21 protein-coding genes are annotated in these 23453 nt (G+C 69.7%); 4 read left to right on the top strand and 17 right to left on the bottom strand.

Translation table 11 applies throughout. From position 1 onward, the window contains the following. Window positions 1-106 precede the first annotated feature (106 nt). From V9E98_04205 to V9E98_04215, 3 genes are all read right to left on the bottom strand, one after another. Window positions 107-1966: a hypothetical protein gene (locus V9E98_04205; protein ID MEI2716189.1), complete on the bottom strand. Its 1860-nt coding sequence runs from the start codon at window positions 1964-1966 to the stop codon at window positions 107-109. A gap of 169 nt (window positions 1967-2135) precedes the next feature. Then, entirely contained in the window at window positions 2136-2816 is a 681-nt protein-coding gene (locus tag V9E98_04210; GenBank protein ID MEI2716190.1) for a TIGR03936 family radical SAM-associated protein, read from the bottom strand. Beyond that, entirely contained in the window at window positions 2813-4732 is a 1920-nt protein-coding gene (locus tag V9E98_04215; protein MEI2716191.1) for a TIGR03960 family B12-binding radical SAM protein, read from the bottom strand. The genes V9E98_04210 and V9E98_04215 overlap by 4 nt, the downstream gene beginning before the upstream one ends. Before the next feature lie 391 nt (window positions 4733-5123). Between V9E98_04215 and V9E98_04220 the strand changes: the two genes are divergently transcribed. After that, window positions 5124-6011, top strand: a complete 888-nt coding sequence (locus tag V9E98_04220) for an alpha/beta hydrolase (GenBank protein ID MEI2716192.1) — start codon at window positions 5124-5126, stop codon at window positions 6009-6011. Window positions 6012-6116: 105 nt separating this feature from the next. Here V9E98_04220 and rodA read toward each other — a convergent pair whose 3' ends face one another. The 11 genes from rodA to V9E98_04275 all read right to left on the bottom strand — a co-directional run bounded on the left by rodA (window position 6117) and on the right by V9E98_04275 (window position 15415). Next, window positions 6117-7268, bottom strand: coding sequence for a rod shape-determining protein RodA (rodA, locus tag V9E98_04225; GenBank protein ID MEI2716193.1), 1152 nt, complete (start codon window positions 7266-7268; stop codon window positions 6117-6119). Next, a complete protein-coding gene (locus V9E98_04230) occupies window positions 7265-9037 on the bottom strand; it encodes a penicillin-binding transpeptidase domain-containing protein (GenBank protein MEI2716194.1) in 1773 nt (590 codons plus the stop codon). Before V9E98_04230 ends, rodA begins: the two co-directional genes overlap by 4 nt. Next, complete coding sequence (locus V9E98_04235; GenBank protein ID MEI2716195.1) at window positions 9024-9299, bottom strand: hypothetical protein; 276 nt, start codon at window positions 9297-9299, stop codon at window positions 9024-9026. Before V9E98_04235 ends, V9E98_04230 begins: the two co-directional genes overlap by 14 nt. Continuing rightward, window positions 9292-9843, bottom strand: a complete 552-nt coding sequence (mreD, locus tag V9E98_04240; protein ID MEI2716196.1) for a rod shape-determining protein MreD — start codon at window positions 9841-9843, stop codon at window positions 9292-9294. Before mreD ends, V9E98_04235 begins: the two co-directional genes overlap by 8 nt. Beyond that, window positions 9840-10847, bottom strand: a complete 1008-nt coding sequence (gene mreC / locus V9E98_04245) for a rod shape-determining protein MreC (protein MEI2716197.1) — start codon at window positions 10845-10847, stop codon at window positions 9840-9842. Before mreC ends, mreD begins: the two co-directional genes overlap by 4 nt. A gap of 3 nt (window positions 10848-10850) precedes the next feature. Continuing rightward, entirely contained in the window at window positions 10851-11861 is a 1011-nt protein-coding gene (locus V9E98_04250; GenBank protein MEI2716198.1) for a rod shape-determining protein, read from the bottom strand. A 258-nt stretch (window positions 11862-12119) separates the two neighbouring features. Further along, on the bottom strand, window positions 12120-12533 hold the full coding sequence (gene ndk / locus V9E98_04255; GenBank protein MEI2716199.1) for a nucleoside-diphosphate kinase: 414 nt from the start codon (window positions 12531-12533) through the stop codon (window positions 12120-12122). 44 nt (window positions 12534-12577) lie between these two features. After that, window positions 12578-12964, bottom strand: coding sequence for a DUF4233 domain-containing protein (locus tag V9E98_04260; GenBank protein MEI2716200.1), 387 nt, complete (start codon window positions 12962-12964; stop codon window positions 12578-12580). Then, entirely contained in the window at window positions 12961-14295 is a 1335-nt protein-coding gene (locus tag V9E98_04265) for a folylpolyglutamate synthase/dihydrofolate synthase family protein (GenBank protein MEI2716201.1), read from the bottom strand. Before V9E98_04265 ends, V9E98_04260 begins: the two co-directional genes overlap by 4 nt. 88 nt (window positions 14296-14383) lie before the next feature. Continuing rightward, window positions 14384-14836 carry a hypothetical protein gene (locus V9E98_04270; protein ID MEI2716202.1) on the bottom strand — a complete coding sequence of 151 codons (453 nt, stop codon included), beginning with the start codon at window positions 14834-14836 and terminating at the stop codon, window positions 14384-14386. 36 nt (window positions 14837-14872) lie between these two features. Continuing rightward, window positions 14873-15415: an FAD-dependent oxidoreductase gene (locus tag V9E98_04275; protein MEI2716203.1), complete on the bottom strand. Its 543-nt coding sequence runs from the start codon at window positions 15413-15415 to the stop codon at window positions 14873-14875. Between the two features lie 943 nt (window positions 15416-16358). On the opposite strand from V9E98_04275, the gene V9E98_04280 reads away from it, so the two are divergent. Beyond that, entirely contained in the window at window positions 16359-16568 is a 210-nt protein-coding gene (locus V9E98_04280; protein ID MEI2716204.1) for a hypothetical protein, read from the top strand. Window positions 16569-17185: 617 nt separating this feature from the next. On the opposite strand, the gene V9E98_04285 is transcribed toward V9E98_04280, so the two are convergent. Both V9E98_04285 and V9E98_04290 read right to left on the bottom strand, forming a co-directional pair. Next, window positions 17186-18313 (bottom strand): hypothetical protein, encoded by a 1128-nt coding sequence (locus V9E98_04285; GenBank protein ID MEI2716205.1) that lies wholly within the window; start codon window positions 18311-18313, stop codon window positions 17186-17188. Beyond that, complete coding sequence (locus V9E98_04290) at window positions 18297-18884, bottom strand: 2-oxoacid:acceptor oxidoreductase family protein (GenBank protein MEI2716206.1); 588 nt, start codon at window positions 18882-18884, stop codon at window positions 18297-18299. Before V9E98_04290 ends, V9E98_04285 begins: the two co-directional genes overlap by 17 nt. A gap of 127 nt (window positions 18885-19011) precedes the next feature. On the opposite strand from V9E98_04290, the gene V9E98_04295 reads away from it, so the two are divergent. Together V9E98_04295 and valS are read left to right on the top strand one after the other, a co-directional pair. Continuing rightward, a complete protein-coding gene (locus tag V9E98_04295) occupies window positions 19012-19461 on the top strand; it encodes a hypothetical protein (protein ID MEI2716207.1) in 450 nt (149 codons plus the stop codon). A 117-nt stretch (window positions 19462-19578) separates the two neighbouring features. Then, window positions 19579-22107: a valine--tRNA ligase gene (valS, locus tag V9E98_04300; GenBank protein ID MEI2716208.1), complete on the top strand. Its 2529-nt coding sequence runs from the start codon at window positions 19579-19581 to the stop codon at window positions 22105-22107. 526 nt (window positions 22108-22633) lie between these two features. Here valS and V9E98_04305 read toward each other — a convergent pair. Further along, window positions 22634-22885 (bottom strand): hypothetical protein, encoded by a 252-nt coding sequence (locus V9E98_04305; GenBank protein MEI2716209.1) that lies wholly within the window; start codon window positions 22883-22885, stop codon window positions 22634-22636. Between the last annotated feature and the right edge of the window lie 568 nt (window positions 22886-23453).

Here is a 23453-nt window from a genome sequence, read left to right on the forward strand (position 1 = left end):
CCGCCCCCACGAAGAGCCATGAGCGCAGCCCTGACCCAGGACCTGGGAGACCGCCGCTCATGTCACCTGCAACCTCCCGCGCATGAGATCACTGTTGAGAACGCGACTAGCCATGGTCGTCTCGCTTGCGTCGACGGACGATCAGGCCCACCACGACGGCCACGGCCACGCCCAGAAAGCTCAGGATCAGCCACAGTGAGTCGAGTACTCGGCTGTCTGCGACCTTCTCCGGCTGAACGGCCAGGGAGGTCTGCGACAAGGTGGTGATCGCCGCCCCCGTCTGCGCCACCGCGATGTCGCCGGACAACGATGCCCACCCGCCTGCGACAGTGTTCGCGCGGCGGCCCAGCCTGGACATCAACCGGCCTCCTGCGTCGCCGGTCGCGCCGAGCACGGTGAGCTGTCGCTGCCCCGTGTCGTAGGTCTGCAGCCCTGCGAAGCTGCCGGCCACTTCAGCAGTGAACCGTTGGGCCTGTCCGTCCACGGAACGAAATGGCGCATACCGCAGCGGCGTCCGCAGGATGGCGTCCTGCGCAGGGGTCACACCCACTGCCAAGCCCGGCCGGGAGTCGCCGGCGAACTGCTCGAAGCCGAGCAGTTCGGTCCGCAAAAGCCGGGGCGTGAGGCGCTGCCAGCCTGCGATGACGCCCGCCGCCTGGGCCAGCGTCTGGGGCACCGGAGCGGCCCCCGTCAGCGCCACAGGAGTCACCTGTCCGAGTTGCTGCGGCATGGATTGGAACCCGGACAGAGTCTGTCCGGCGCTCGCCGTGACAACGCTTTGGTCGTCGAGGTCGAAACGGGCGGGCAGTTCACCGCGTCGGCAGCCGCCCTTCGGTGCGTACTGCATCTGCAGGGTCAGCGTGTTCGCACGCTCGACGAGCTCGGAGCCGATCGTCGCGCTGGCGGCGAACGCGGAGTTCTCTGTCATAGCCGTGGAGCTGACGAGGGTGTCGTTCCACAGCACGTTGATGCGGCCGGTCCCGCCGAGCACGGGGGTGACGGCGCCCCTGAGCTCGAGGGCGAATCCAGCGACTGGACGTCCGAAGGCCACCTGGTCGATACCCAGGTTGAGCTCGACGTCACCGATGCCCGTGAGGGGCGGGGGCTCAAGACCCAGATCCCCGAGGGTCTGAGAGAGATCGCCGAAACGGTCCTCGAAACTGGCTGACGGCGAAACCGCAACACGCTCACCGGCCACGGACACGTACTCGCTGGCCAGAGACAGCACCGATGTCGTCAAGGAGTCCGGTGGCCCACTGACAGTCAGCACACCGCCTCGCACCACGACCTGCGGGCGGTCCCCGCCTCGACTGATCCGGATCACACGCTGAGCCGCGGGCTGCGCAGGACGCGGCACGTCAGGTGCATACACCACCCGGGCCTGCGGACCGAACACCCTCTGGGCGACCGCGATAGCGTTCAGCGCGGCCTGCTGTTCGGAGACCACCGGCCGGACTGACGTCGTGACGATCACCTCCCGGGCACCCGGACTGAGATAGCCCGCAACACTGGTCGGGCCTCCGCCCACCAGCCGGTAGACGATCCGCGGGTTGAGCAAGCTTGCGCTCGAAGCGCCGGTGTCGATGCACTCATCATCGGAGTCCAGCTGAACTCGAAAACCGACGGTGACGAGGCCGGCGCGGGCATCACCGGGTCGCAGTGGAACGCGAAGCCGCGCGTCACGCGAGGCGGGAACCTTCGCCATGACGCGGTCGTTGACCGTGAGGATGATGCTGCCCGGCAGTGTGTAGGTGCTGCGCACCGTCGTGGTGAGTCGCTGCGGTACCGCGTTGGGTGGCAACAGAATCCCGGCCGTGGCCTGTCCGTGCGGTCCCGTGATGGTGAAGTCGTTGCCGGTCCCCGTAATGAATGTGGTGGCGGCTCGCGTGGGCGGCGCCGGGGCGAGGGCCACCACCAGAGCACTCGCGACCAGGACTCTCGTCGCCCAGACCACCAGCGACATCATGGGAGCCCCCTCCAACAGCGGTGGCGACATCGTACTTGAGCGCGAGGGAGTCTGCCAGCGATCCGGCCTCAGGGCCGCGAGCCCCTCCTGAGTGGGGCGGTGGGATCAGGCGGCAGATCGCGCCCTACCCGAATCCGCCGGCTCGGACCCGCCAGGGTGGTGGTACCGGTCAGAACGCGTTGGTCACGGCCCCGGCGACGAGCGGGCCCTGCGCCTCCCGGGTGCACACTGTCGCAGGTCCGATGCCCAGCGCCGCGACGATGTCGTCAGGGCGGACCGTGGGGGTCGCAGCCCGGACGACGACCCGCAGGACCCCGTCGTCGTCGGCTTCGGCAGCCACCCAGTTGTCGGTGACCGCAATGTCGCGAGTACCGGATTTCGTCAGGCGTGGGACGGTCACCGGCGCCCGCTGCCACATCGTGGCGATGGCCGCATCGATCCGCTCGCGGCTGCGGTCCGGCAGTTCGATACGCCAGCGACTGGCCTGCAACTGGTCGGCGAGAGCAGTGCGGTCGGCCTCGGCAGCGGCGAGGATCCGGAAACCGTCCGGCAGCGCGCCGTTGAGCGCGGCGGCCACCTCGTCGGCGGCAACCGGTGCGGACAGACCGAGTTCGACGTACTCGGCCTCACTGGCGGCCCCGGTGGGTGCGGCGTTGGCGTAGGAGATGCGGGGATGAGGCGTGAATCCCCCACTCATCGCTATGGGCAGGCCGGCTCTGCGGACGGCGCGTTCCAGGGCCCGCTGGAAGTCACGGTGACTGGCGAACCGCATGCGCCCGGACTTGCCGTAACGGATCCGCACTCGGGTGACGACCGGTTGGGCCTCGTTCGGCGGCTGTCGGCGCGTCACGCCGGGCTCTCATGCGGCCGATTGGGCGAGAAGGGGCCGATCTGGATGACGGTGTCCATCTGGTCGCACACGCCGCACTGCGAGCATGGGGTCCAGCGGCAGTCGCCGACCTCGTCACCGGCCAACGCGTCCCGCCAGTCCTGCCACAGCCATTCGGCCTCGAGCCCGGAGTCGAGGTGTTGCCAGGGCAGCACTTCGTCGAAGGGTCGTTCCCGGGTGGTGAACCACTCCAGCGACAGTGGTGAGTCGTGCCACACCATCTCGGCGGCGTCAGCCCAGCGGGCGTAGGAAAAGTGTTCCGACCAGCCGTCGAACCGGCCTCCGCTGCGCCACATGGTCTCGATCACATCGGCAACCCTCCGGTCGCCACGGGCCAGCAGACCTTCGATGATTCCCGGCTGTCCATCGTGATAGCGGAAGCCGATGGCGCGGCCGTAGTCGCGGTCGGCGCGGATGTCGTCGCGCAGCAGCGCAAGGCGTCGATCGGTCTCTACCGCATCCAGTTGGGCCGCCCACTGGAACGGAGTGTGGGGTTTGGGCACGAATCCCCCGATGGACACCGTGCACCGGATGTCCCGGCGGCCGGCAGCTTCTCGCCCTGCGCGGATCACTTCGCGCGCCACCCGGCCGATCTGCAGGACGTCCTCGTCCGTCTCGGTGGGCAGCCCACACATGAAGTACAGCTTCACGTGGCGCCAGCCGCCCGCGTAAGCGGCGGTGACGGTGCGGATCAGATCGTCCTCGGTGACGGTCTTGTTGATCACCCGGCGCAACCGTTCGCTGCCGCCTTCGGGGGCGAAGGTGAGTCCCGACCGACGCCCGTTGCGGGACAACTCCTCGGCCAGATCGATGTTGAACGCATCGACCCGGGTGCTCGGAAGGCTCAACGAGGTGCGGGTGTCGGTGTAGCGGTCGGCCAATGTCCGAGTCATGCCCGCGATCTCGGAGTGATCGGCGCTGGACAGGCTGAGCAGGCCGACCTCGTCGAACCCGGTGCGGGCGATGCCGCAATCGACCATGTCCGCGATCGTGGTGGTGGAGCGTTCCCGCACCGGGCGCGTGATCATGCCCGCCTGGCAGAACCGGCAGCCCCGGGTGCAGCCGCGGAAGATCTCCACACTCATCCGTTCGTGGATGGTCTCGGCGACCGGGACGATGGGCGCTTTGGGGTAGGGCCATTCATCGAGGTCCATCAGGGTGTGCTTGCTGACCCGCCACGGGATTCCGGGCCGGTTGGGGGCGATGCGGGTGATGGCCCCGTCCGGGGCGTAGTCGACGTCGTAGAACCCCGGTACGTAGACGGATCCAGTGCGAGCCAACTGCTCGAGGACGGCCGTTCGCCCGCCCGGCCGACCGGCGGACTGCCAGGCCGCGATGATGTCGGTGACGCGCCCGACGGCTTGTTCGCCGTCGCCGAGCACCGCCGCGTCGATGAACGCCGCCATCGGCTCGGGGTTGAACGCCGCATGGCCACCGACCAGCACGATGGGGTGGTCGTCGCCGCGGTCCGCAGCGTGCAGTGGGATTCCGGCGAGGTCGAGCAGGGTGAGCAGATTCGTGTAGCCGAGTTCGGTGGCCAGGCTCACACCGACGACGTCGAAGTCCGCCAGTGAGTGGTGCGCATCGACCGTGAACGACGGCAACCCCGCGCCGCGCAGCTGCTCTTCGAGGTCGGGCCACACGGCGTAGCCACGTTCCGCCAAGGCGTCGGGGCGCTCGTTCAGGACCTCGTAGAGGATCTGGAGCCCTTGGTTGGGCGACCCGACCTCGTAGGCGTCCGGATAGACCAGTGCCCATCGGACCGCGACCGAATCCCAGTCCTTGACGACCGAGTTGACCTCGCCACCGACGTACTGAATGGGTTTGGTCACCGAGGCGAGCAGGGGCTCCAACTGCGGGTACAGCGAAGCCGCCATGAAGACCTCCGGGAGTGTGGCAGTGCCCCAGATTACGCCCCCAACACCACTCCCCCGGGAATCCGCCCCAGAACCGCGCCTCCCTAGATCACGCCCCAAGTTACGCCCACCAGAGACGCAGGGTACGCCGCTTCCCACCCAAGCGACCTGGCACTCCAGCCGCCGCCCTGCACGTCGACGTCCGGCCACAGCCGACGTCCGGCCACAGCCCCGTTGGCAGTCGACCTCGACATCAGGGCAAGAAGCCGTACTACCGTGGCCCCACCGCGAGCCGGTCAGCCGCTCCGCGAGCCCGACAGCCGCTCGGCGAGCCCGACAGCCGCTCGGCGAGCCCGACAGCCGCTCGGCGAGCCCGACAGCCGCTCGGCGAGCCCGACAGTAGGAGGACCTCATGCCTGCGATCCCCGGCACCCCGGCCACACGCACGATCGACACCGACCGCGGCCCGGTCGAGTTCCTCGAAGCGGGCGATGGACCAGCCGTGCTCGTGGTCCATGGCAGCCCGGGCGGCGCCGACGCGGGCTGGCTGATGGCCCAGTTCCTGCTCACTGCCGGATTCCGGGTCGTGGTCCCGTCGCGGCCGGGCTACCTGGGAACGCCGCTGACAGAAGCCAACGCATCGATCGACGCGCAGTCGGACCTCCACGCGGCCCTCCTGACCGCGCTCGAGATTCCACAGGCCGGGGTGTTGTGCTGGTCCGGAGGCGGTCCGTCGTCGTATCGGATGGCGGTGCGGCACGCGGACCGGGTCACCGCACTGGTGGCGGTGGCGGCTGTCAGCCGGCGGTACGAATGGCATCTGGGCATGGACGAGAAGTTCACGTTCGGCACCCGGCCGGGCAACTGGCTCATCGGCATGATGGCCCGACATCAGCCCGAGAAGTTGATCGCCGCCACCTTGTCCACGGAGGGTGATCTGGACAAGGAACAGATCCAACAGTTGGTCGCCCAGGTCTGCGCCGACCCGGTGCAGCGACAGTTCGTCCTGAGCCTCGCGGGCACGGTCAGCCACCGGGGGGATCGCCGCGCCGGAACCGACAACGACATGACGACGTTCGCCGCCATCGACTCGCTGCAACTCGACTCGGTTCAGGTTCCGGTCTTGTTGGTCCAGGGCACCGCCGACACCGACCTGCCGCCCTCCTACACCGATTTCGCCGCCGGGCAGCTGCCGGACAACACCGTCCTCACCATTCCGGACGGCACCCATCTGGCGGTGTGGGCGTCCGCGGACGCCGCCAGTGCGCAGACCCGGATCGTCGATTTCCTGCGGCGGTAGCGCGCCCTGTGGTGGGTTCGATCCGCCGAGCCGGAATCCCTCTCCTCGAACCCGGACTCCTCGGATCCGGACTCCTCGCACCCGGACCCCTCGGACGCGGATCCCTCAGACGCGCGGCGGCGGATTGCTGGCCAACCGCACCAACTGCAGCAGTCCGACCCCCAGCCAGGCCGCGATCATGGACGATCCGCCGTAGGACACGAACGGCAGCGTGACGCCGGTGACGGGCATGACCCCGAGATTCATGCCGATGTTCTCGAACGCCTGCAACGCGAACCAGGCGACGACGCCGACCGCGATCAGTCGGCCGAACATGTCGCGAGCGTCGAACGCGATCCGCAGACCCCGCCACAGCAGCACCGCGAGCAACGCGAGCAGCACCAGCGCTCCGAGCAAGCCGAGTTCCTCGGCGGCGACGGTGAACACGAAGTCGGAGTCGTTGACGGGCACGAACCCGCCCTGGGTCTGCGGCCCGTCGAACAGTCCCCGACCGGTCACGCCCCCCGATCCGACGGCCACGCGCGCCTGCAGAGTGTTCAGTCCCGACCCCCACGGGTCCGCGGTCGGGTCGAGGAACGCGAGGAGTCGCTGCATCTGGTAGTCGGCGAGCAACCCCAGACTGATGGCCGCGACCGCGACGGCGACAGCAGCGCCCCCGAGACCGGCGAGCCACCGCCACGACACCCCGGCGATCAGCATGATCGCCGCGACGATGCCGGTGATGATCATCGCCGAGCCGGTATCGTTGCCGACCAGCACGAGTGCGAGCGGCAGCGCCGCCAGAGCCAGAGCCCGCACGACGACATCGTTGCCGATCGCCTGGTCGCGGGGACCGACGGCCAGCGTGGTGGCCAGGGCGCAGATGAGCGCGAGTTTGGCGAACTCCGACGGCTGCACGGTGAAGCCGAGGGGCAGCGACACCCACGCCTGGGCGCCGGCGATCTCGACGCCCAGTGGTGTGAACGGCAGCAGGAGTCCGGCCATGGCCACGAGGTACAGCACCGGTGACCACGCGCGCAGTGATCGGGGTTCGACCCGGCTGACGGCGTACGCGAGGATCACGGCTGCGAGCACGGACAGGAACTGGCGTTTGGCTGGCGCACCGCCCGTGGTGGCAGCACTGGCCGAGGCGACGAGGACGCAGCCGAGCAGGGACAGCGCGAGCGCCGAGGCGAGCAGCACCCAGTCGAGGCGGGCGGCATGGCGTCGATCGCGCTGCCGCAGAGCCAGGCGGGGCCGGGGGCTTGTGATGGTCATTCGCCGATCCCCCGGACCTCGGCCACTTGCTGCGGCGGACCCTCGGGTCCGAACACCCGCTCGATCCCGACCCCGAACAGCGCCTCGTAGATCCGCCGGGCCGCGGGAGCGGCGGTCTCGCCCCCGGCGCCGCCGTTGGTCACCATGGCCACGACCGCGTAGCGGGGGGCGTCAGCCGGGGCGAACGACGCGAACCACGATGTGGAGTTCTCGCCTTCGACCTGCGCGGACCCGGTCTTGCCGGCGACGGGGAACCGATCGAGCGGGAATCCCGCGAAGGCGTCGGCCGCGGTACCCGATCGGGGTACCGACTCCAGCGCGCGACGCAGGAACCGCAGGGCGGCCCGGTCGCCGGTCAGTTGGCCCATGGCCTGGGGGGCGAGTTCGCGCGCGATGGAGCCGTCGGGTTGCACCAATGCTCGGGCCACCGTGGGCTGCCACAGGGTGCCGCCGTTGGCGATCGCGGCGTACGCGACGGCGAGTTGCAGAGGCGTGGTGGCCGTGAACCCTTGCCCGATGGCGGCGTTGACGGCGTCGCCCTGCCGCCACAGTTGACCCGAGCGGCAGTTCTCGCGGTCGAGTGCGGTGTAGTAGTCGGCTTTGGCCGGGTCGGTGCGACGCATTTCCGGGTACTTCGATTCGGCAGCCGCGCACCAGGCGTCGCGCCGCTGCAGCCACAGGTCGTACTTCTGCGCGGGACTGGCGACCATTCCGCCGACTTCGTTGGGCAGGTCGACGCCGGTGGCTCGTCCCAGGCCGAGGTCGGTGGCTGCCTGGGCCACCGGACCGAGGTCGCCCTGACTTTGCTTCTCTCCTCCGCCTAGGCGCCACAGCCGGTCGCCGGCACGGTAGAACACGGTGTTGCACGACACCTCGAGAGCCCGCTGCAGCGACAGGCTGCCGAACGCCTCGGACTCGTGGTTGGTGAACGTGCGTCCCCCTGCGGTGTAGGTACTGGGGCAGTCGTACGGCTCGGTGGTGGTGTAGCCGGAGCGCAACATGGCCAGGACACTGATCGGCTTGAACGCCGACCCGGGCGGGGAGGTTCCGGAGACCGGGTAGTCGACCAGCGCCCCGCCGCGAGACAGGCGGCGGTAGTCGGCCTGGGTGACGCCGTCGACCCACACCGCGGGACTGAAGTCGGGCTTCGAGCCCATGGCGAGCACGCGGCCGGTGGTGACGTCGAGGACGACAGCGCCCGCCCGGGCGTCGGGGCTGCCCGCGTAGGCGAGCGCGTTGTTCAGCGCGGCCTCGACGGCGGCCTGCAGGCGGGCGTCGATGGACGTCACCAGGTTGGTGCCGGGTTGGGCAGGCACCAGTTGCTCGGTGCCCTGAACGTCACCGGCGGCATCGACCAGCAAGCGTCGTTGCCCGGCGGAGCCGCGCAGTTCGGCGTCGTACTGCTGTTCCAATCCCCCGCGGCCCATGAGGTCCGACGACGTGAGCATCTCGTCCGACGCGAGCTCCTCGGCGGACACCGATCCCAGGTATCCCAGCAGGTGCCCGCCGCTGACCCCGTCGGCGGGATACGAGCGCTTCACGGCACTGGTCAAGGTCACGCCGGGGTAGTCGGTGGGGGTCTCCGCCAGCGGCAGCAGTTCGGAGCGGTCCTTGCTGAGCACCGACACGGGAGTCTGCGGGCTGCCGTCGTCGCAGATCGGGCGGGGCGGTGCGCCGTCGGTGCCGCACAGCACCAGGCGGCTGCGCAGCTCCTTGACCGTAAGACCGAGCCGAGGCGCGACGCGACGCAGGACGTCAGCTCCCACCATCGGGTTGTTCGGCGAGGACCTGACGATCGATGAGCACGCCGGCGGCGGCGGTGTTCGCGACCAGTGCCCGGCCCGACGAGTCGAGGATCAGTCCGCGGGGGGCGGGGTCGGGCACGACCCGGGTGCGGTTGGTCTCGGCGGCTTCGGCCAGGGCGGGCCCACGCACCACCGTCAGTTCGACCAGTCGCCCGGCGAGGACGAGGAGCAGGGCGGCGAGGAACACCCCGAACAGGGCCAGCCGCAGTGTGGAACGTTCATGCACCGGCACTCACCCGGCCACGGTTCCGATGCGCCGCCGACGGCGCCGCACACCCGTGACCCGACGCAGAGCCCCACCGATCAGCGGGACACCGACCACGCCCACGAGCGGCGGTTCCGACGACATAGACCGTGAGCGCCAGCACGGTGGGCTGCACGGCCGCGGCGGAGTCGCCCAGCAGCAGCCCGAAACCGGTGCTGATGGCGGCGCCGATCACGGCGAGAAGAGCCACGATGCCGAGCAACTGCAGCGGGGCGAGGCCGCGCGGGTCGCGCACCCGCCCGGCCAGGTAACCGACCACGACCAGCGCCAAAGCGGTGGCGCCCATAAGCCCGTCGCCGGGGGGCAAGATGTCCAGGGTGAGCCCAGCGGCGAACCCGGCGATGGCCCCGGCGCTCTGCCCGGCGGCCATGGCGATCCCGACGACGGCCACGAGCACCAGGCCGGGTCCGGCGAACGGCAACCGGGCCAACACCACGAACTGGATCAGCACGGCCGCAAGCAGGATCAGCGCCGCGGTGGCGATCTGCCACTGCCGCGGGGTCATGGCGTGCCCTCGGGTCGCGCGGAATCGGTGGGCCGGGTCAGGACGATGACGTGGTCCAGCGAACTCATGCCGGCTGCGGGTTCGACGGTGACCACGCGGTCGAGGTCGCCGAGGTCGCCACTGATCGCGCGGACGGTGCCCACCGGCAGCCCCGCGGGGTAGGGCCAGTCGTCGTCGGAGCCCTGCGTGACCACCTTCTGACCGACTTCGACGGGGACCAGCGGGTCCAGGTATCCGAGGGTCACGCTGTGCCGGTCGCCGGTACCCTGGGCCAGCGCGCTGTCGGCGCCCACCCGCACGGCCACCGAGCTACCCGGGTCGGTGACGAGCAGGACGGTCGCCGTGGTCGCTGCCGTCGTGACGACCCGTCCCACCAGACCGCCGGCCACCAGCACCGGGCTGTCCACGACGACACCGTCGGCGCTGCCTACGTCGATGGTGACGGCTGCCGACCCGAGCCCGGGATCGGCCGCCACGACTCGGGCGGCGACGGCGGACTCGACGCGGCGTTGGGCGGCTGAGGCGGCGGCCCGCTGCTCGGGAGCGTCGGCGAGTTGTTCGGCCAGGATGTCGCTTTGGGCCTGCAACCGGCGGTTGGCCTCCTCGAGGTCGGCGACCTGCTGCTGCAGTGCCTGGGTGTCGGCGCGGCGGAACTCCCCCGTGCGCACCGGCCCCAGTACCGAATCGGTCAGCGATTGCAGGGGGCCGCCGACCACTGCCCCGGCGCTGCGGAGCGCGTCGGTGGGTCCGCCGCGCAGGTCGAGCAGCATCAGCGCGAGGCTCGCGAGGATCAGGACGAGGGCGACCGGTCCGGGTGCCCACCGCCGCCAGCGCCGGGTCCGCAGGTCGGGGTCACTCAGCCGGGGCTGGGGTCGGGGTTGGGGTTGGGATTTGGCGTGGACTTGGGGTCGGGGGGCTTCGGCGAGCGTCGGCGGGGTGCGGGTTGGCGCGGTGCGGGTTGGCTGGGTGCGGGTTGGCTGGGTGCGAGTCGGGGAAGTGCTCACCGGTCACCGCCGGGGTCGGTTCATCAGCAGCGGCTGCAGGTCCGAGAACTCCTCGACACACCGCCCGGCTCCGAGCGCGACGCAGCGCAGCGGGTCGGGCGCTGTGCGCACGGGCATGCGGGTTTCGTGCTGCAGTCGCTCGTCGAGGCCACCGAGCAGCGAACCGCCGCCGGTGAGCACGATGCCGCGGTCCATGACGTCGCCGGCGAGTTCCGGTGGGGTGCGGTCAAGCGTGTCGCGCACGGCGTCGACGATGGCGGTTACGGGCTCGTCGAGGGCCTCGCGGATCTCCTGGGCCGATACGACGATCGTGCGAGGCAGCCCTGAGACGAGGTCGCGGCCGCGGATCTCGGCGTCGGGCTCACCTGCCGCCGGGTACGCCGACCCGATGGACATCTTGACGCGCTCGGCGGTGCGCTCGCCGAGCAGCAGCGAGTACTGCTTCTTCATGTACTGGACCAGAGCCTCGTCCATGGCATCGCCGCCGATCCGGGCGGACAGGCTGACCACGACGCCACCCAAGGAGATGACGGCGACCTCGGTGGTGCCTCCACCCACGTCGACCACCATGGAGCCGGCCGCCTCGTAGACGGGCAGGCCCGCGCCGATGGCCGCGGCCATGGGTTCCTCGATCAGGAACACCCGGCGAGCCCCGGCCGCATAGCCGGCGTCCTCGACGGCGCGGCGTTCGACTCCGGTGATTCCCGAGGGCACACACACCACGAGTCGGGGTTTCGCGAGCGCGCGCCGCGGCTGGGCGCGTTGCACGAAGTGACGCAGCATGTCCTCCGCGGCTTCGAAGTCGGCGATGACCCCGACCTGCAGCGGGCGGATGGCGGTGACGTCGTCGGGCGTGCGCCCGAGCATCTCCTTGGCGCGCTCCCCCACGGCGATCGCCGCGCCGGAGTTCTGGTCGACGGCCACGACGCTCGGTTCGTCGACGACGATGCCGCGACCCCGGACGTAGACAAGGGTGTTGGCCGTGCCCAGGTCGACCGCGAGGTCGCGTCCCATGAGGGCAGCCTCGAACCCCATCACTCACCCCACCACGCCGCACAGCGGCTGTTCGATCCCGACGGCCCAACTCCGTCAGGCCGCAACTGTACTTCGCGAAGGGGCCCGGAGGAAGGTGCCACGGCGAGTCGATCCGCGACTCACCCGATCCGGGCAATGCCCTGATGCCTTGGCCGGGTAATGGCCGGGCGCTCGGCTAAGTGGGCAATCGCCGGCCACCCCGCTCGCGGCGGTGCGAAGCGGCGTATCCGGGCTCTGTCAGGCGCTGAGCTCGGGGAAGAAGATTCCGATCTCGCGGACGGCGGATTCGGGCGAATCGGAGCCGTGGGACACGTTGTTCTGCATCTCCGTGGCGAGGTCGCCGCGGATGGTGCCGGGAGCAGCATTGACCGGGTTGGTGGCACCCATCATTGTGCGCCAGGCGGCGATGGCGTCGGGGCCTTCGATCACACCGGCGAGCAGGGGGCCGCTGGTGATGAAGTCGACCAGGTCGGCGAAGAACGGCTTGTCCTTGTGCTCGGCATAGTGACGGCCCGCGGTGTCGGCGTCCAGCGTGCGCAACTCCAGCGCGACGAACCGGAACCCCTTGCGCTCGATGCGGGCGATGACCTCACCCATCAACCCGCGGGCGACGCCGTCGGGCTTGACCAGGATCAGCGTGCGTTCGGTCATCGGTTGAGGTCCTTTCGGAAGAAGCTGGCGGATCGGCGGCGGCCTCAGCGGCCGTCGCTCACCGGTTCAGTGTCCCCGACGCCGCCGGGCTCGGGGTCGGCGGGGGCCACTGTCCGCGCGGCGCGGATCGCGTCGACGCGGCGCCCTTGCTGCACAGCGACGAAGAACAGTCCCGCGAAGATGACGGCCAGCAGGATCAGCAGCGGCACCACGAATCCGGCCGCGAGGATCAGAGCCTGGACGACCCACCCGAGGCCGACCCCGAGTGGACGGGTGATCGTGGCGATCGACAGCACAATCAGCGCGGTGACCACCGCGAGGAACACCCACGCCCCGGTGGCGGGCACGCCCGCGGTGTTGATGGCGACCGGAACGCCGAGGGCCACGATGAGCCACTCGAAGACCAGGACCGTCGACCCCAGCACCCTCATGTCGGTTCCTCCGCACCCAGAATCGTGCGGGCGTCTCCGGCCGTCACGACGGAGCCGGTGACCAGCACCCCGCCGCCGGTCTGCTCCGCGTGGCGGCGGGCGACCGTCAACGCCTCGGCCAGGTCGGGCTCCACATCGACATGGTCCGCGCCCCACACGGCGGCCGCGAGTTCGGCCATGGTCTGGGGGTCACAGCTACGCCAGGAGTTGTTCCGGGTGACGACGACGCGGTCGGCGACATCGCGCAGAGCGCTCATGATGCCGGCGACATCCTTGTCGGCCATCGCCGCGAGGACGAGGGTCAGGTCCGGGAAAGTGAACGAGTCCCGCACCGCCTGGGCCAGGGCGCGGGCGCCCGCGGGATTGTGTGCCGAGTCGATCAGGACCGTCGGCTCACGGGCCACCACTTCGAGGCGACCCGGTGACGTGACGCTGCCGATGGCATCGACCAGTGCCGAATCCAGTGCGGAGTGCGACACCAGCAGCGCCTCGACGGCCGCCACGGCGAGCACCGCGTTGTCGGCTTGGTGGCCGCCGTGCAGACCGAGGAACACCTCGTCGTACTGGCCCGTGACGGTCCGGATGCCCAGCACCTGCCCCCCGACCGCCACGACCCGCTCGACCAGGTCGATGTCACGGCCGACCACCCGCGCCGCGGCACCGACGTCCGCGCAGCGTTGCAGCAGCAGGGCCATGACCGTGGGGTCCTGATGGCCGATCACCGCGATCGATCGGGGTTTGATGATCCCGGCTTTCTCGGCGGCGATCTGTTCGATGGTGTGGCCGAGCCAGACTTCGTGGTCGAGGGCCACGGGGGTGATCACGGCGACGTCGGCATCGGCGACGTTGGTGGCGTCCCAGCGGCCGCCGAGTCCGACTTCGATGATGGCAACGTCCACCGGAGCGTCGGCGAACGCCGCGAACGCGATGCAGGTGAGGACCTCGAAGAAGGTGAGCGCCGGACGGTCCTCGGCTGCCTGTTCGGTGTCGACGATGTCGATGACGGGTCGGATGTCCTCGTAGGACGCGACGAATTCCTCGGCGCCGATCGGGTGCCCGTCCACGCGGATGCGTTCGGTCACGGAGTTCAGGTGGGGGCTGGTGAAGGTGCCGACCCGCAGACCGGACGACAGCACCAGCGTCTCGATCATGCGCGCGGTGGAGGTCTTGCCGTTGGTGCCGGTGATGTGGACGATCCGCGGCGACCGCTGGGGGTCACCGAGTAACTCCATGACCCGCGCGACCCGGTCGAGGGTGGGCACCATGTCGGTCTCGGGCTGCCTCGCCAGCAGTTCCTCGGTCACATCAGCGAGGTCGGGCGGTTCCGTCACTGTCGCAGTCTATGGGCAGCGCGGCGAGTCAGAAGTTCAGCCGACGCTCAGCCCGGGTACATCCGGGCTCAGGTCTGCTCGGGCACCATCACGATCGCGCCCGAGGGGCATTCGGTGGACACAGATCCCGCAGCCTTTGCAGTAGTCGAGGTCGAACGCGTAGTCGCGGCCGTTGTCGCCGGCCTCGGAGCCGCGCGGCAGTTTGCAGCACCGCGTTGTCGGGACACACGCCGAAGCAGTTGTCGCAGCCGAAGCAGTTGCCGCACGACAGGCAGCGGCGGGCCTCGAACAGGGCGGTCGACTCGTCGAGGCCCTGCTTGACCTCGTCGAAGGTGCTGAGCGCGGCGGGCGACGTCCAGCGTCGGGCTGCACGGTCTTGGGCGCGTCGGTGTAGTACCAGGTGTTCAGCGTGTCGAAGGTCGCCAGCGGCGGCCGCGCGGGCGTGCACGAACTGCTCCCCGCGCAACCAGCCGTCGATGTTGCGGGCGGCCTGCTTGCCGTGGCCCACGGCCACGGTGACGGTGCGTTCGCTGGGGACCATGTCGCCGCCGGCGAAGATGCCCGGGGTGCCCGGTCATCATGCGCTCGTCGACGCGCACGACACCATCCGTCGACCTCCAGACCCGGGCACGCCCGTCGAGCAGCGACAGGTCGACGTCCTGACCCAGGGCGAGCACGAGCGAGTCGGCGGCCAGCTCCTCGGTCTCGCCGGTGGGCTGCGGGAATCCGGTGTCGTCGAGTTCCATCCGCTCGACCGGCGATCGTGCCCGGCGTCGACGTGTTTGATGGTGGACAGCCACCGCATCAGGACACCCTCCTCAAGGGCCTCCTGCACCTCGATGTCGTGGGCGGGCATGCGGTCGCGGGTGCGGCGGTACACGACGATCGCCTCGTCGGCGCCGAGCCGCTTGGCGGTGCGGGCGGCGTCCATGGCGGTGTTGCCGCCGCCGTACACGACCACCCGCCGTCCCAGCAGCGGCTGGCTCGTCGTCCTCCATGCCCCGCAGCAGGCGACACGGCGTCGAGGATCGTGGGCGGACTCCCCCGCCGGGATGTAGGCACGCTTGCCGATGTGAGCGCCGACGGCGAGGAATACGGCGTCGAACCCGTCGTCGGTCATGGCGGCCAGGACGTTGTCGACGCGGGTATCGAGTTCGAGATCGATGCCGAGCGCCGAGCACCCGGTCGATCTCGGCGTCCAGGACGTCGCGGGGCAGGCGGTAGGCGGGGATGCCGAACCGCATCATGCCGCCGGCTTCGGGACCGGCGTCGCGGATCGTGACGCGCGTGACCGAATCGACGCAGGTGGTAGGCGGCGGACAGTCCGGAAGGTCCGGCGCCGATGACCAGGACGCGTCGTGCCGGTGTCGGCCGCGGGCGCGGGTCGAGCTGCCAGCCGTCGCGACAGCGCGGCGTCGCCGAGGAACCGCTCCACGGAGTTGATGCCGACCGGTTGGTCGAGTTGGGCACGGTTGCAGGCCGATCTGGCACGGGTGGTAGCAGACCCGGCCCATGATGGCGGGGAACGGGTTGTCGGTGACCAGCAGCGCTCCAGGCGCGCCTCGTAGCTGCCCTCCTCGGCTTCGTAGAGCCAGCCCTGGATGTTCTCGCCCGGCCGGGCAGGCGTCGTTGCACGGCGGCAGCGCGTTGCGGTACACGCGGCCGTTCGGTGCGCCAGGAGCCGGTCTTGTTGGCCAGGCTGGAGCCGACGTCGAGGGTGATGGCGAAGGGCTTGTCGCTCATGACCGGCGACCTCCTGCGATGCCGTAGCGGGCGATGTTGCGGTCGGCCGTGGGCCTGGATGCGGTCGAGTCACTTCGGTGGCGGGCGGGTCTTTGAACAGGTGCGCGAACCGTTTCTGGCGGCGACAGGTATTCGGTGACGGGCACGCGGCGTGCGGATCGGGGCGACGGAGGTCACCTCGCCGTCGCGGGCCTCGAAGACCGGGAACAGCCCGCTCTGCGTGGCCAGGCGCGCGAGCAGGATGGTTTCGCCGCTGCGCGGAACCCCAGCCCAGCGGGCAGGGCACGAGAACGTGCAGGTAGCGGGCGCCGCGGAGCGACATGGCGGTGCTCGACCTTGGCCTCGAGGTCGCGCAGGTCGGCGACCGTGGCGGTGGCGACGTAGGGGATCTCGTGGGCCATGGCGATGCGGGGCAGGTCCTTGCCCTGGCCGAACTGGTTGCCCGGGATGTGCGTCCGACTGCCTGGGTGGTCATGGTGCGCGCGGCGGGCGGCGTGGCGCCGGAGCGCTGCACGCCGGTGTTCATGTAGGCCTCGTTGTCGTAGCAGATGTACAGCACGTCGTCGTTGCGCTCGAACATGCCCGACAGGGTGCCCATGCCGATGTCCACCGTGCCGCCGTCGCCGCCCTGCGCGACGACCCGCACGTCGGTCGCGGCCCTTGACCCGCAGCGCCGCCGCCACTCCGGTGGCCACCGAGGGGGCGTTGCCGAACAGCGAGTGCAGCCACGGGATCTGCCAGCTGGTCTCCGGGTACGGGGTCGAGAAGACCTCCAGGCAGCCGGTGGCGTTGACCGCCACGAGTCTGGCCCTCGGTGGCTCGCATGGCGGCGTCGAGCGCGTAGCGGGCGCCGAGTGCCTCGCCGCAGCCCTGGCACGCACGGTGTCCGCTGGTGATGGCGTTGCTGCGGCCGGGGTCGGATTGAACGCTGAGGTCCTCGATGTCGAGCAGTCGGTTGCCGACTGCGAACGATCCGACTTGGTAGAACTTCACGGTGCTCGCTCACCGGGGCCTCCCCACTGCGTGCGGGTCGCCGACGCCGGCGACGTCGCGCAGGATGTTCTCCGCCGCTGGACCGGAACGCCGGATGTTCGCGAGTGCGCTGCAGTTCGCGTTCGATCAGCTCGGTCTTGCAGGTCGAGGAACGTCAGCGGTGCCAGGTCACCGGCCGAGTCCCTGTCGGATCATCGTGGCCAACGACGACGTCAGGATCGGCCGCCCACCAAGACCAGCGATGACGGTGGTGGTGTGGATGGGCAGGTCGGCCAGCGCGGTGCGCACGTTGGAGCTGACGATTCCGCCGATGCCGACGGCGAGGGACTTCTCGAGCACGATGACGCGGTCGATGCCGGACAGGGCCTCCCGGACCGCGTCCAGGGGGAAGGGCCGGAACGACGTGATGCCCAGTACGCCGACGCGGATGACCGGCGTCGCGCAGTTCGTCGACGGTGTCCTGCAGAGTGCCGAGCACGGAGCCGAGGGCGACCACGGCGATCTCGGCGTCGTCGAGCCGGTAGGGCGAGATCAGACCGTCACGCTCGCGTCCGGTGACGGCGCCGAACTCGGCGGCGATGTCGGGGATCAGTTCCAGTGCCTGCATCTGACGCAGGTGGGCGAGGTAGCGCACTTCGAGGAATGCTTCGGGCCCGACCATGGCGCCGATGGACATGGGGTCGGCAGGGTCGAGGACCTGGCGCGGGTCGTAGCCGGGCAGGAACTCGTCCACTGCGGCAGCCGACGGCATGTCCACCTCTTCGACGGCGTGCGTGAGGATGAATCCGTCCATACACACCATGACCGGCAGCGACACTTCCTCGGCCAGTCGGAATGCCTGGATGTGCAGGTCGACGGCGTGCTGGTTGTCCTCGGCGTACAGCTGGATCCAGCCGGAGTCGCGCTGGCTCATGGCGTCGCTGTGGTCGTTCCAGATGTTGATCGGGGCGCCGATGGCGCGGTTGGCAACGGTCATGACGATGGGCAAGCCCAGCCCGGACGCGTTGTAGACGGCTTCGACCATGTACAGCAGACCCTGGCTGGCGGTCGCGGTGTAGGTGCGGGCCCCCGTGGCGCTGGCTCCGATGGCGGCGCTCATGGCAGCGAACTCGCTGTCGACGTTGAGGTATTCGCACCGCTGCAGTTCGCCGGACTTCACCAGGGCGCTGAGGCTTTCGACGATGTGGGTCTGCGGCGAGATGGGGTAGGCGCAGATCACCTCGGGCCGGGTCAGGGCGACCGCCCGCGCGACCGCCTGCGAGCCCTCAATCTGCAGTCGCATCGGCTGCCTCCATCCCTGCGGCGACCAACTCGTAGGCCTCGCGCGCGGCCGCCATGTTCGCTTCGAGGACTGGCCCTGAGAACCGCTCGGCCAACGCCAGTTCGAGACCCGCGAGCGTGATGACGTGGGTGAGCGCCGCGAAGCCGGCCAGCAGGATCGCGTTCGGCACCGGCCGACCGATGTGCCGTAGCGCCATCTGAGTGGCCGGCAAGGTGACGATTCGTTCGCTCCTGTGGTCGGCGAGGTAGGCGTCGATGCCGAGGCGGGCGATGTCCTCGGTAGTGTTCACGACCAGGTAGGCGTGTTCTGGCAGGCCGGCCAGCAGATCGACCTGGTGGAGCAGGGTGGCGTCCTGGATGATCAGCGCGTCGGGCACCACGATCGGTTCGCGGGTACGGATCGGCTTGTCGTCGATGCGGCAGTACGCGACGACAGGGGCGCCGGTACGTTCCGAGCCGAAACTGGGGAAGGCCTGTGCGTGGGCACCGGCGTCGAAGGCGGCGACGGACAGCAACTCCGCAGCCGTGACGACCCCCTGACCACCTCGACCGTGAATGCGGGTCTGGAACACGTGGGATCTCCGTCCGACTGTCTACCCCCACCGTACGCCTGTCGATTGGACGCGGACCCTTCAAACGCGGGACATTGAAGGAGCTCGAGTACTCACTTCGAGCTGAGTGGGCACAAAGGAGAAGTCCATGACCGCACCGTCCACCGGGACCGTCTCACGACCCGGAACCATCACGCTCATCGTCGTGCTGATGTGGATCAACGCCATCATCGAGATCATTGGCGGCGTCCTGTTGATGCTCGGCGCCACCAGCAGCAGTTTCGTCACGGGATTCGACGAGGGCGCAGGAGTCGAGGACGTCACCGGGGGTGTCCTGCTCACGGCCGGCATCATCGGCGTCATCTTCGGGATCATCACGATCTTGTTGGCCATTGGCCTGAAGAACGGCAGCAACGGAGTTCGGATATTCGTGACGATCTTGATCGTCCTGCAGATTCTCGTGGACGTCGCCGAACTCACGATCTGGCAGAACCGGTCCATCTGGACGGGACTGCTCGGCATCCTGATCTGGCTGATCATCCTCGGCATGCTGTGGAGTTCCCGCGCGAGCGCCTTCTTCACGCAACCCAAGACCTGACCAGCGCGTAGGCGGCCCGATCCCCGCAACACCGCTCGCGAGCAACAGCCAGATGTGGCGTCGCTGGCAGCGCCATTAGACTCGGGGACCGTGCCTGCCGAACCAACGCCTGTGTCCATGCCCGACCGCCCCGCGCTGGAGGGCCTCGAGGACAAGTGGTCCCAACGCTGGGAATCCGACGGCAGTTATCGCTTCGACCGCAGCAAGACTCGCGCCGAGATCTACAGCATCGACACCCCGCCCCCGACCGTCAGCGGCGCCCTGCACGTCGGGCACGTCTTCTCCTACACCCACACCGACTGCATCGCCCGTTACCACCGCATGCGCGGCAAGGAAGTCTTCTACCCCATGGGCTGGGACGACAACGGCCTGCCCACCGAGCGCCGGGTGCAGAACTTCTACGGCGTGCGCTGCGACCCCAGCCTGCCGTACGACCCGGACTTCACTCCCCCGGACAAGCCCGACCCCAAACGCCAGATCCCCATCTCGCGGCGCAACTTCGTCCACCTGTGCGAGTCGCTGACCGAAGAGGACGAGAAAGGCTTCGAGTCGCTGTGGCGCCACCTCGGGCTCAGCGTCGACTGGACGCAGACTTACCAGACCATCGACCACAACGCCCGCCTCACCTCGCAGAAGGCGTTCTTGAACAACCTCGAACGCGGCGAGGCCTACCAGGCCGAAGCCCCCACCTTGTGGGACGTCACCTTCCGCACCGCCGTCGCCCAAGCCGAACTCGAGGACCGCGAACTCCCCGGCGCCTACCACCGGGTGTCGTTCCACCGACCCGACGGCGAGCTGGTGTTCATCGAGACCACCCGCCCCGAACTACTCGCCGCGTGCGTCGCCCTGGTCGCCCACCCCGACGACGACCGCTACAAGCCGCTGTTCGGTACCAGCGTCACCACACCGCTCTTCGGCGTCGAAGTACCCGTCGTCGCCCACGAACTCGCCGACCCCGACAAAGGCTCGGGCATCGCCATGATCTGCACGTTCGGCGACACCACCGACGTCACCTGGTGGCGCGAGCTGCAGCTGCCCGCCCGACCGATCATCGGGTGGGACGGCCGCATCATCGCCGAGTCGCCCTCCTGGATCACCGACCCGGCCGGCATCGCTGCCTACGCGTCCCTGCACGGCGCCACCATGTTCACCGCACAGCAACGCACGGCGGACATGCTGCGAGAGTCCGGCGACCTGCACGGCGACCCGAAGCCCATCACCCACCCGGTGAAGTTCTTCGAAAAGGGCGACCGGCCGCTGGAGATCGTCACCACCCGGCAGTGGTACCTGCGCAACGGCGGCCGCGAACCGGCACTGCGCGAAGAGCTGCTCGCCAGAGGGCGGGAACTGCACTGGCACCCCGACCACATGCGCGTGCGCTACGACAACTGGGTCTCCGGCCTCAACGGCGACTGGCTCATCTCGCGGCAGCGCTTCTTCGGCGTTCCGATCCCGCTGTGGTACCGCCTCGACGACCACGGCAACCCGCAGTACGACGACCCGATCATGCCGAGCGAACTGCCCGTCGACCCGGCGTCGGACTGCCCGCCCGGCTTCACCGAGCAGCAGCGCGGCGCCGCCGGAGGGTTCATCGCCGACCCCGACGTCATGGACACGTGGGCCACGTCATCACTTAGCCCGCAGATCGCCGGCGGCTGGGCCACCGACCCCGACCTCTGGGCCCGCGTGTCCCCTATGGATCTGCGCCCGCAGGCCCACGAGATCATCCGCACCTGGCTGTTCTCGACCGTCGTGCGCTCCCACCTCGAGGACGACCGGCTGCCGTGGAGCGACGCGGCGATCTCCGGCTGGATCCTCGACCCCGACCGCAAGAAGATGTCGAAGTCCAAGGGCAACGTCGTCACGCCCATGGGCCTGCTGGAGCAACACGGTTCCGACGCCGTGCGCTACTGGGCCGCCAGCGGCCGCCCCGGCACGGACACCGCGTTCGACGAGGGCCAGATGAAGATCGGCCGCCGCCTGGCCATCAAGATCCTCAACGCCTCACGGTTCGTACTGCTCTCCGCCCCAGACAAGCGCGATGCCGCCGACGTCACGAATCCGCTCGACCTCGCCATGCTCGCGCAGTTGGCCCGGGTGATCGACGACGCCACCCGCGCCCTCGACGACTACAACTACACCCGCGCGCTGGAGTCAGCCGAGTCGTTCTTCTGGACGTTCTGCGACGACTACCTCGAACTGGTCAAGGCGCGTGCCGCAGACGAGTCCGACGACGCCGGGCGGCGTTCGGCCCAGGCCTCTCTGCGGGTGGCGCTGCGGGCCCAACTGCTTCTCTTCGCCCCGTTCCTGCCGTTCGTCACCGAAGAGGTCTGGTCGTGGTGGCAGGCGGGGTCGGTCCATCGCCACCCCTGGCCCAGTTCGGACGACATCCCCACCGGCGGAGATCCCGAGATCCTGACCTCGGTCAGCGCGGTGTTGAGCCGGGTCCGCAAGGCCAAGAGCGAGGCGAAAGTCGGGATGCGCACGCGCGTCCATCACGCGACCGTCACCGGACCCGACGCCGCCCAGGATCGGATCCGAGCCGCCGCCGGAGACCTCGTCGCGGCCGGGCGTATCGACGATCTCCGGTTCGCGGATGGAGCCGAACTCGCCGTTTCGGACGTCGAGTTGGTCACCGACTCCTGATCGAACCCGGCCGCCCACCGGGGGCGAGGTGCCAGCGACCGGGCGGCCACCGGCACGGGCACGATCAACTTGGTGGGTACTTCGGTGCCCTGAGGCCGTCGCGCTGAATCGGATCGGACGAATCCCTGTGACTATCGCTGTGACCGACGTGCCTGCGAACGTCTGCTGCGACGCTCGGGTACCGCCGATCGTCAACACACCCCCAGGACGGCTGCCGCAGTGGCAGGATGTTGTCGTCCTGACACGAGGAGTCGACCATGCGCCTGCGCCGGAGGAAATCCGAGGAGTCCGACGCGCCCGTCGATGCTCAGCAACTTCCTCCGGATCAGACCGCTGCGCTCCCCGTGTATCAGGGCCCGCAGCCCACGGCGGTTCCGGACTACCCGCCCCAGACCTACGCGGAGCAGGTCAATCCGCAACAGGCGTATCCGGATCAGACGAGCGCACCCCAGGTCTATCCGTCCGGCACTGACGCCAGCCAGCCGTATCCGCCGCAGACCTACAGCGACCCCCATCAGCCCGCCAACTACTTCGCACCGGCGTCCGAACCGGAGCCTGCTGCCGGCCCTCCGGCGCGGGGCACGGCACCGCAGCCCGAGGACATCAACAGCGTGGCGGTCGCGATCCTGCCCGGAGTGCCGCTGCCTGAGTGGGCGACCCCGGCCCCCGGCGGCGCGGCGCTCATGACGGAGGCCGCGCTGGCTCCCGGCACCGTGGCACCGACACCCGAGTCGGCACCGGTCGAGACAACGCCGGCGGCGCCGGCGTTGTACGACACCTCGCTGCCGCCCGCGTTCCCCCCCGGCTCTCCGTTGCCGCCCCCTGATCCCGCGCAGTGGTCCGAGCACCCTCTCGGCCCCGTGGTGTGGGGGTCCGCGCCGCAGACCGAACCGCAGCTTCCGGCTCCGACAACGCCCCCGGTCACCCCCACCTCCGATCAGGACACCACTGGGCAAGGGGCGACCTCAGTGCCCGCCATGCCTCCGCCAGTCGGGGCACCGGTGGTGGATTCCGCTGCGGCCTCCCCCCCACGCCCCCAGGCAGCCACAGCTGCCTCCCCTGATCTCACGAGCGCGGCTGCTGCGTCGTCATCGCCTCCCGCGGATATGGCGCCGCCGCCTGTGGTGACACCATCGCCACTCGCGACTTCCCAAACGTCATCTGCGTCCGTCGTCCCGCCACCCTCCGCCGTCTCGTCGCAGCCAAAGACAGCAGCGCCCGCGCCGCCCCAGTCCGAGGGATCAGCCTCTCCAGCCACGCCACCCGCCCCCTCGGTGACGACCGCATCCGACACCGCCGCCGCTGGGGCGTCTGCCGCCGATGCGCCTGCCGCGACTGCCGCGGTG

This window comes from Candidatus Nanopelagicales bacterium (assembly GCA_037045355.1).
GTDB lineage: Bacteria > Actinomycetota > Actinomycetes > S36-B12.

Coding starts and splice junctions, on each gene's coding strand:
- V9E98_04205 (MEI2716189.1), bottom strand. CDS start 1,966: ATGATGTCGCTGGTGGTCTGGGCGACGAGAGTCCTGGTCGCGAGTGCT.
- V9E98_04215 (MEI2716191.1), bottom strand. CDS start 4,732: ATGGCGGCTTCGCTGTACCCGCAGTTGGAGCCCCTGCTCGCCTCGGTG.
- V9E98_04220 (MEI2716192.1), top strand. CDS start 5,124: ATGCCTGCGATCCCCGGCACCCCGGCCACACGCACGATCGACACCGAC.
- rodA (MEI2716193.1), bottom strand. CDS start 7,268: ATGACCATCACAAGCCCCCGGCCCCGCCTGGCTCTGCGGCAGCGCGAT.
- V9E98_04230 (MEI2716194.1), bottom strand. CDS start 9,037: ATGGTGGGAGCTGACGTCCTGCGTCGCGTCGCGCCTCGGCTCGGTCTT.
- mreD (MEI2716196.1), bottom strand. CDS start 9,843: ATGACCCCGCGGCAGTGGCAGATCGCCACCGCGGCGCTGATCCTGCTT.
- V9E98_04250 (MEI2716198.1), bottom strand. CDS start 11,861: ATGGGACGCGACCTCGCGGTCGACCTGGGCACGGCCAACACCCTTGTC.
- ndk (MEI2716199.1), bottom strand. CDS start 12,533: ATGACCGAACGCACGCTGATCCTGGTCAAGCCCGACGGCGTCGCCCGC.
- V9E98_04260 (MEI2716200.1), bottom strand. CDS start 12,964: ATGAGGGTGCTGGGGTCGACGGTCCTGGTCTTCGAGTGGCTCATCGTG.
- V9E98_04270 (MEI2716202.1), bottom strand. CDS start 14,836: ATGGTCCCCAGCGAACGCACCGTCACCGTGGCCGTGGGCCACGGCAAG.
- V9E98_04275 (MEI2716203.1), bottom strand. CDS start 15,415: ATGACCGACGACGGGTTCGACGCCGTATTCCTCGCCGTCGGCGCTCAC.
- V9E98_04280 (MEI2716204.1), top strand. CDS start 16,359: ATGGCGGTGCTCGACCTTGGCCTCGAGGTCGCGCAGGTCGGCGACCGT.
- V9E98_04285 (MEI2716205.1), bottom strand. CDS start 18,313: ATGCGACTGCAGATTGAGGGCTCGCAGGCGGTCGCGCGGGCGGTCGCC.
- V9E98_04295 (MEI2716207.1), top strand. CDS start 19,012: ATGACCGCACCGTCCACCGGGACCGTCTCACGACCCGGAACCATCACG.
- valS (MEI2716208.1), top strand. CDS start 19,579: ATGCCCGACCGCCCCGCGCTGGAGGGCCTCGAGGACAAGTGGTCCCAA.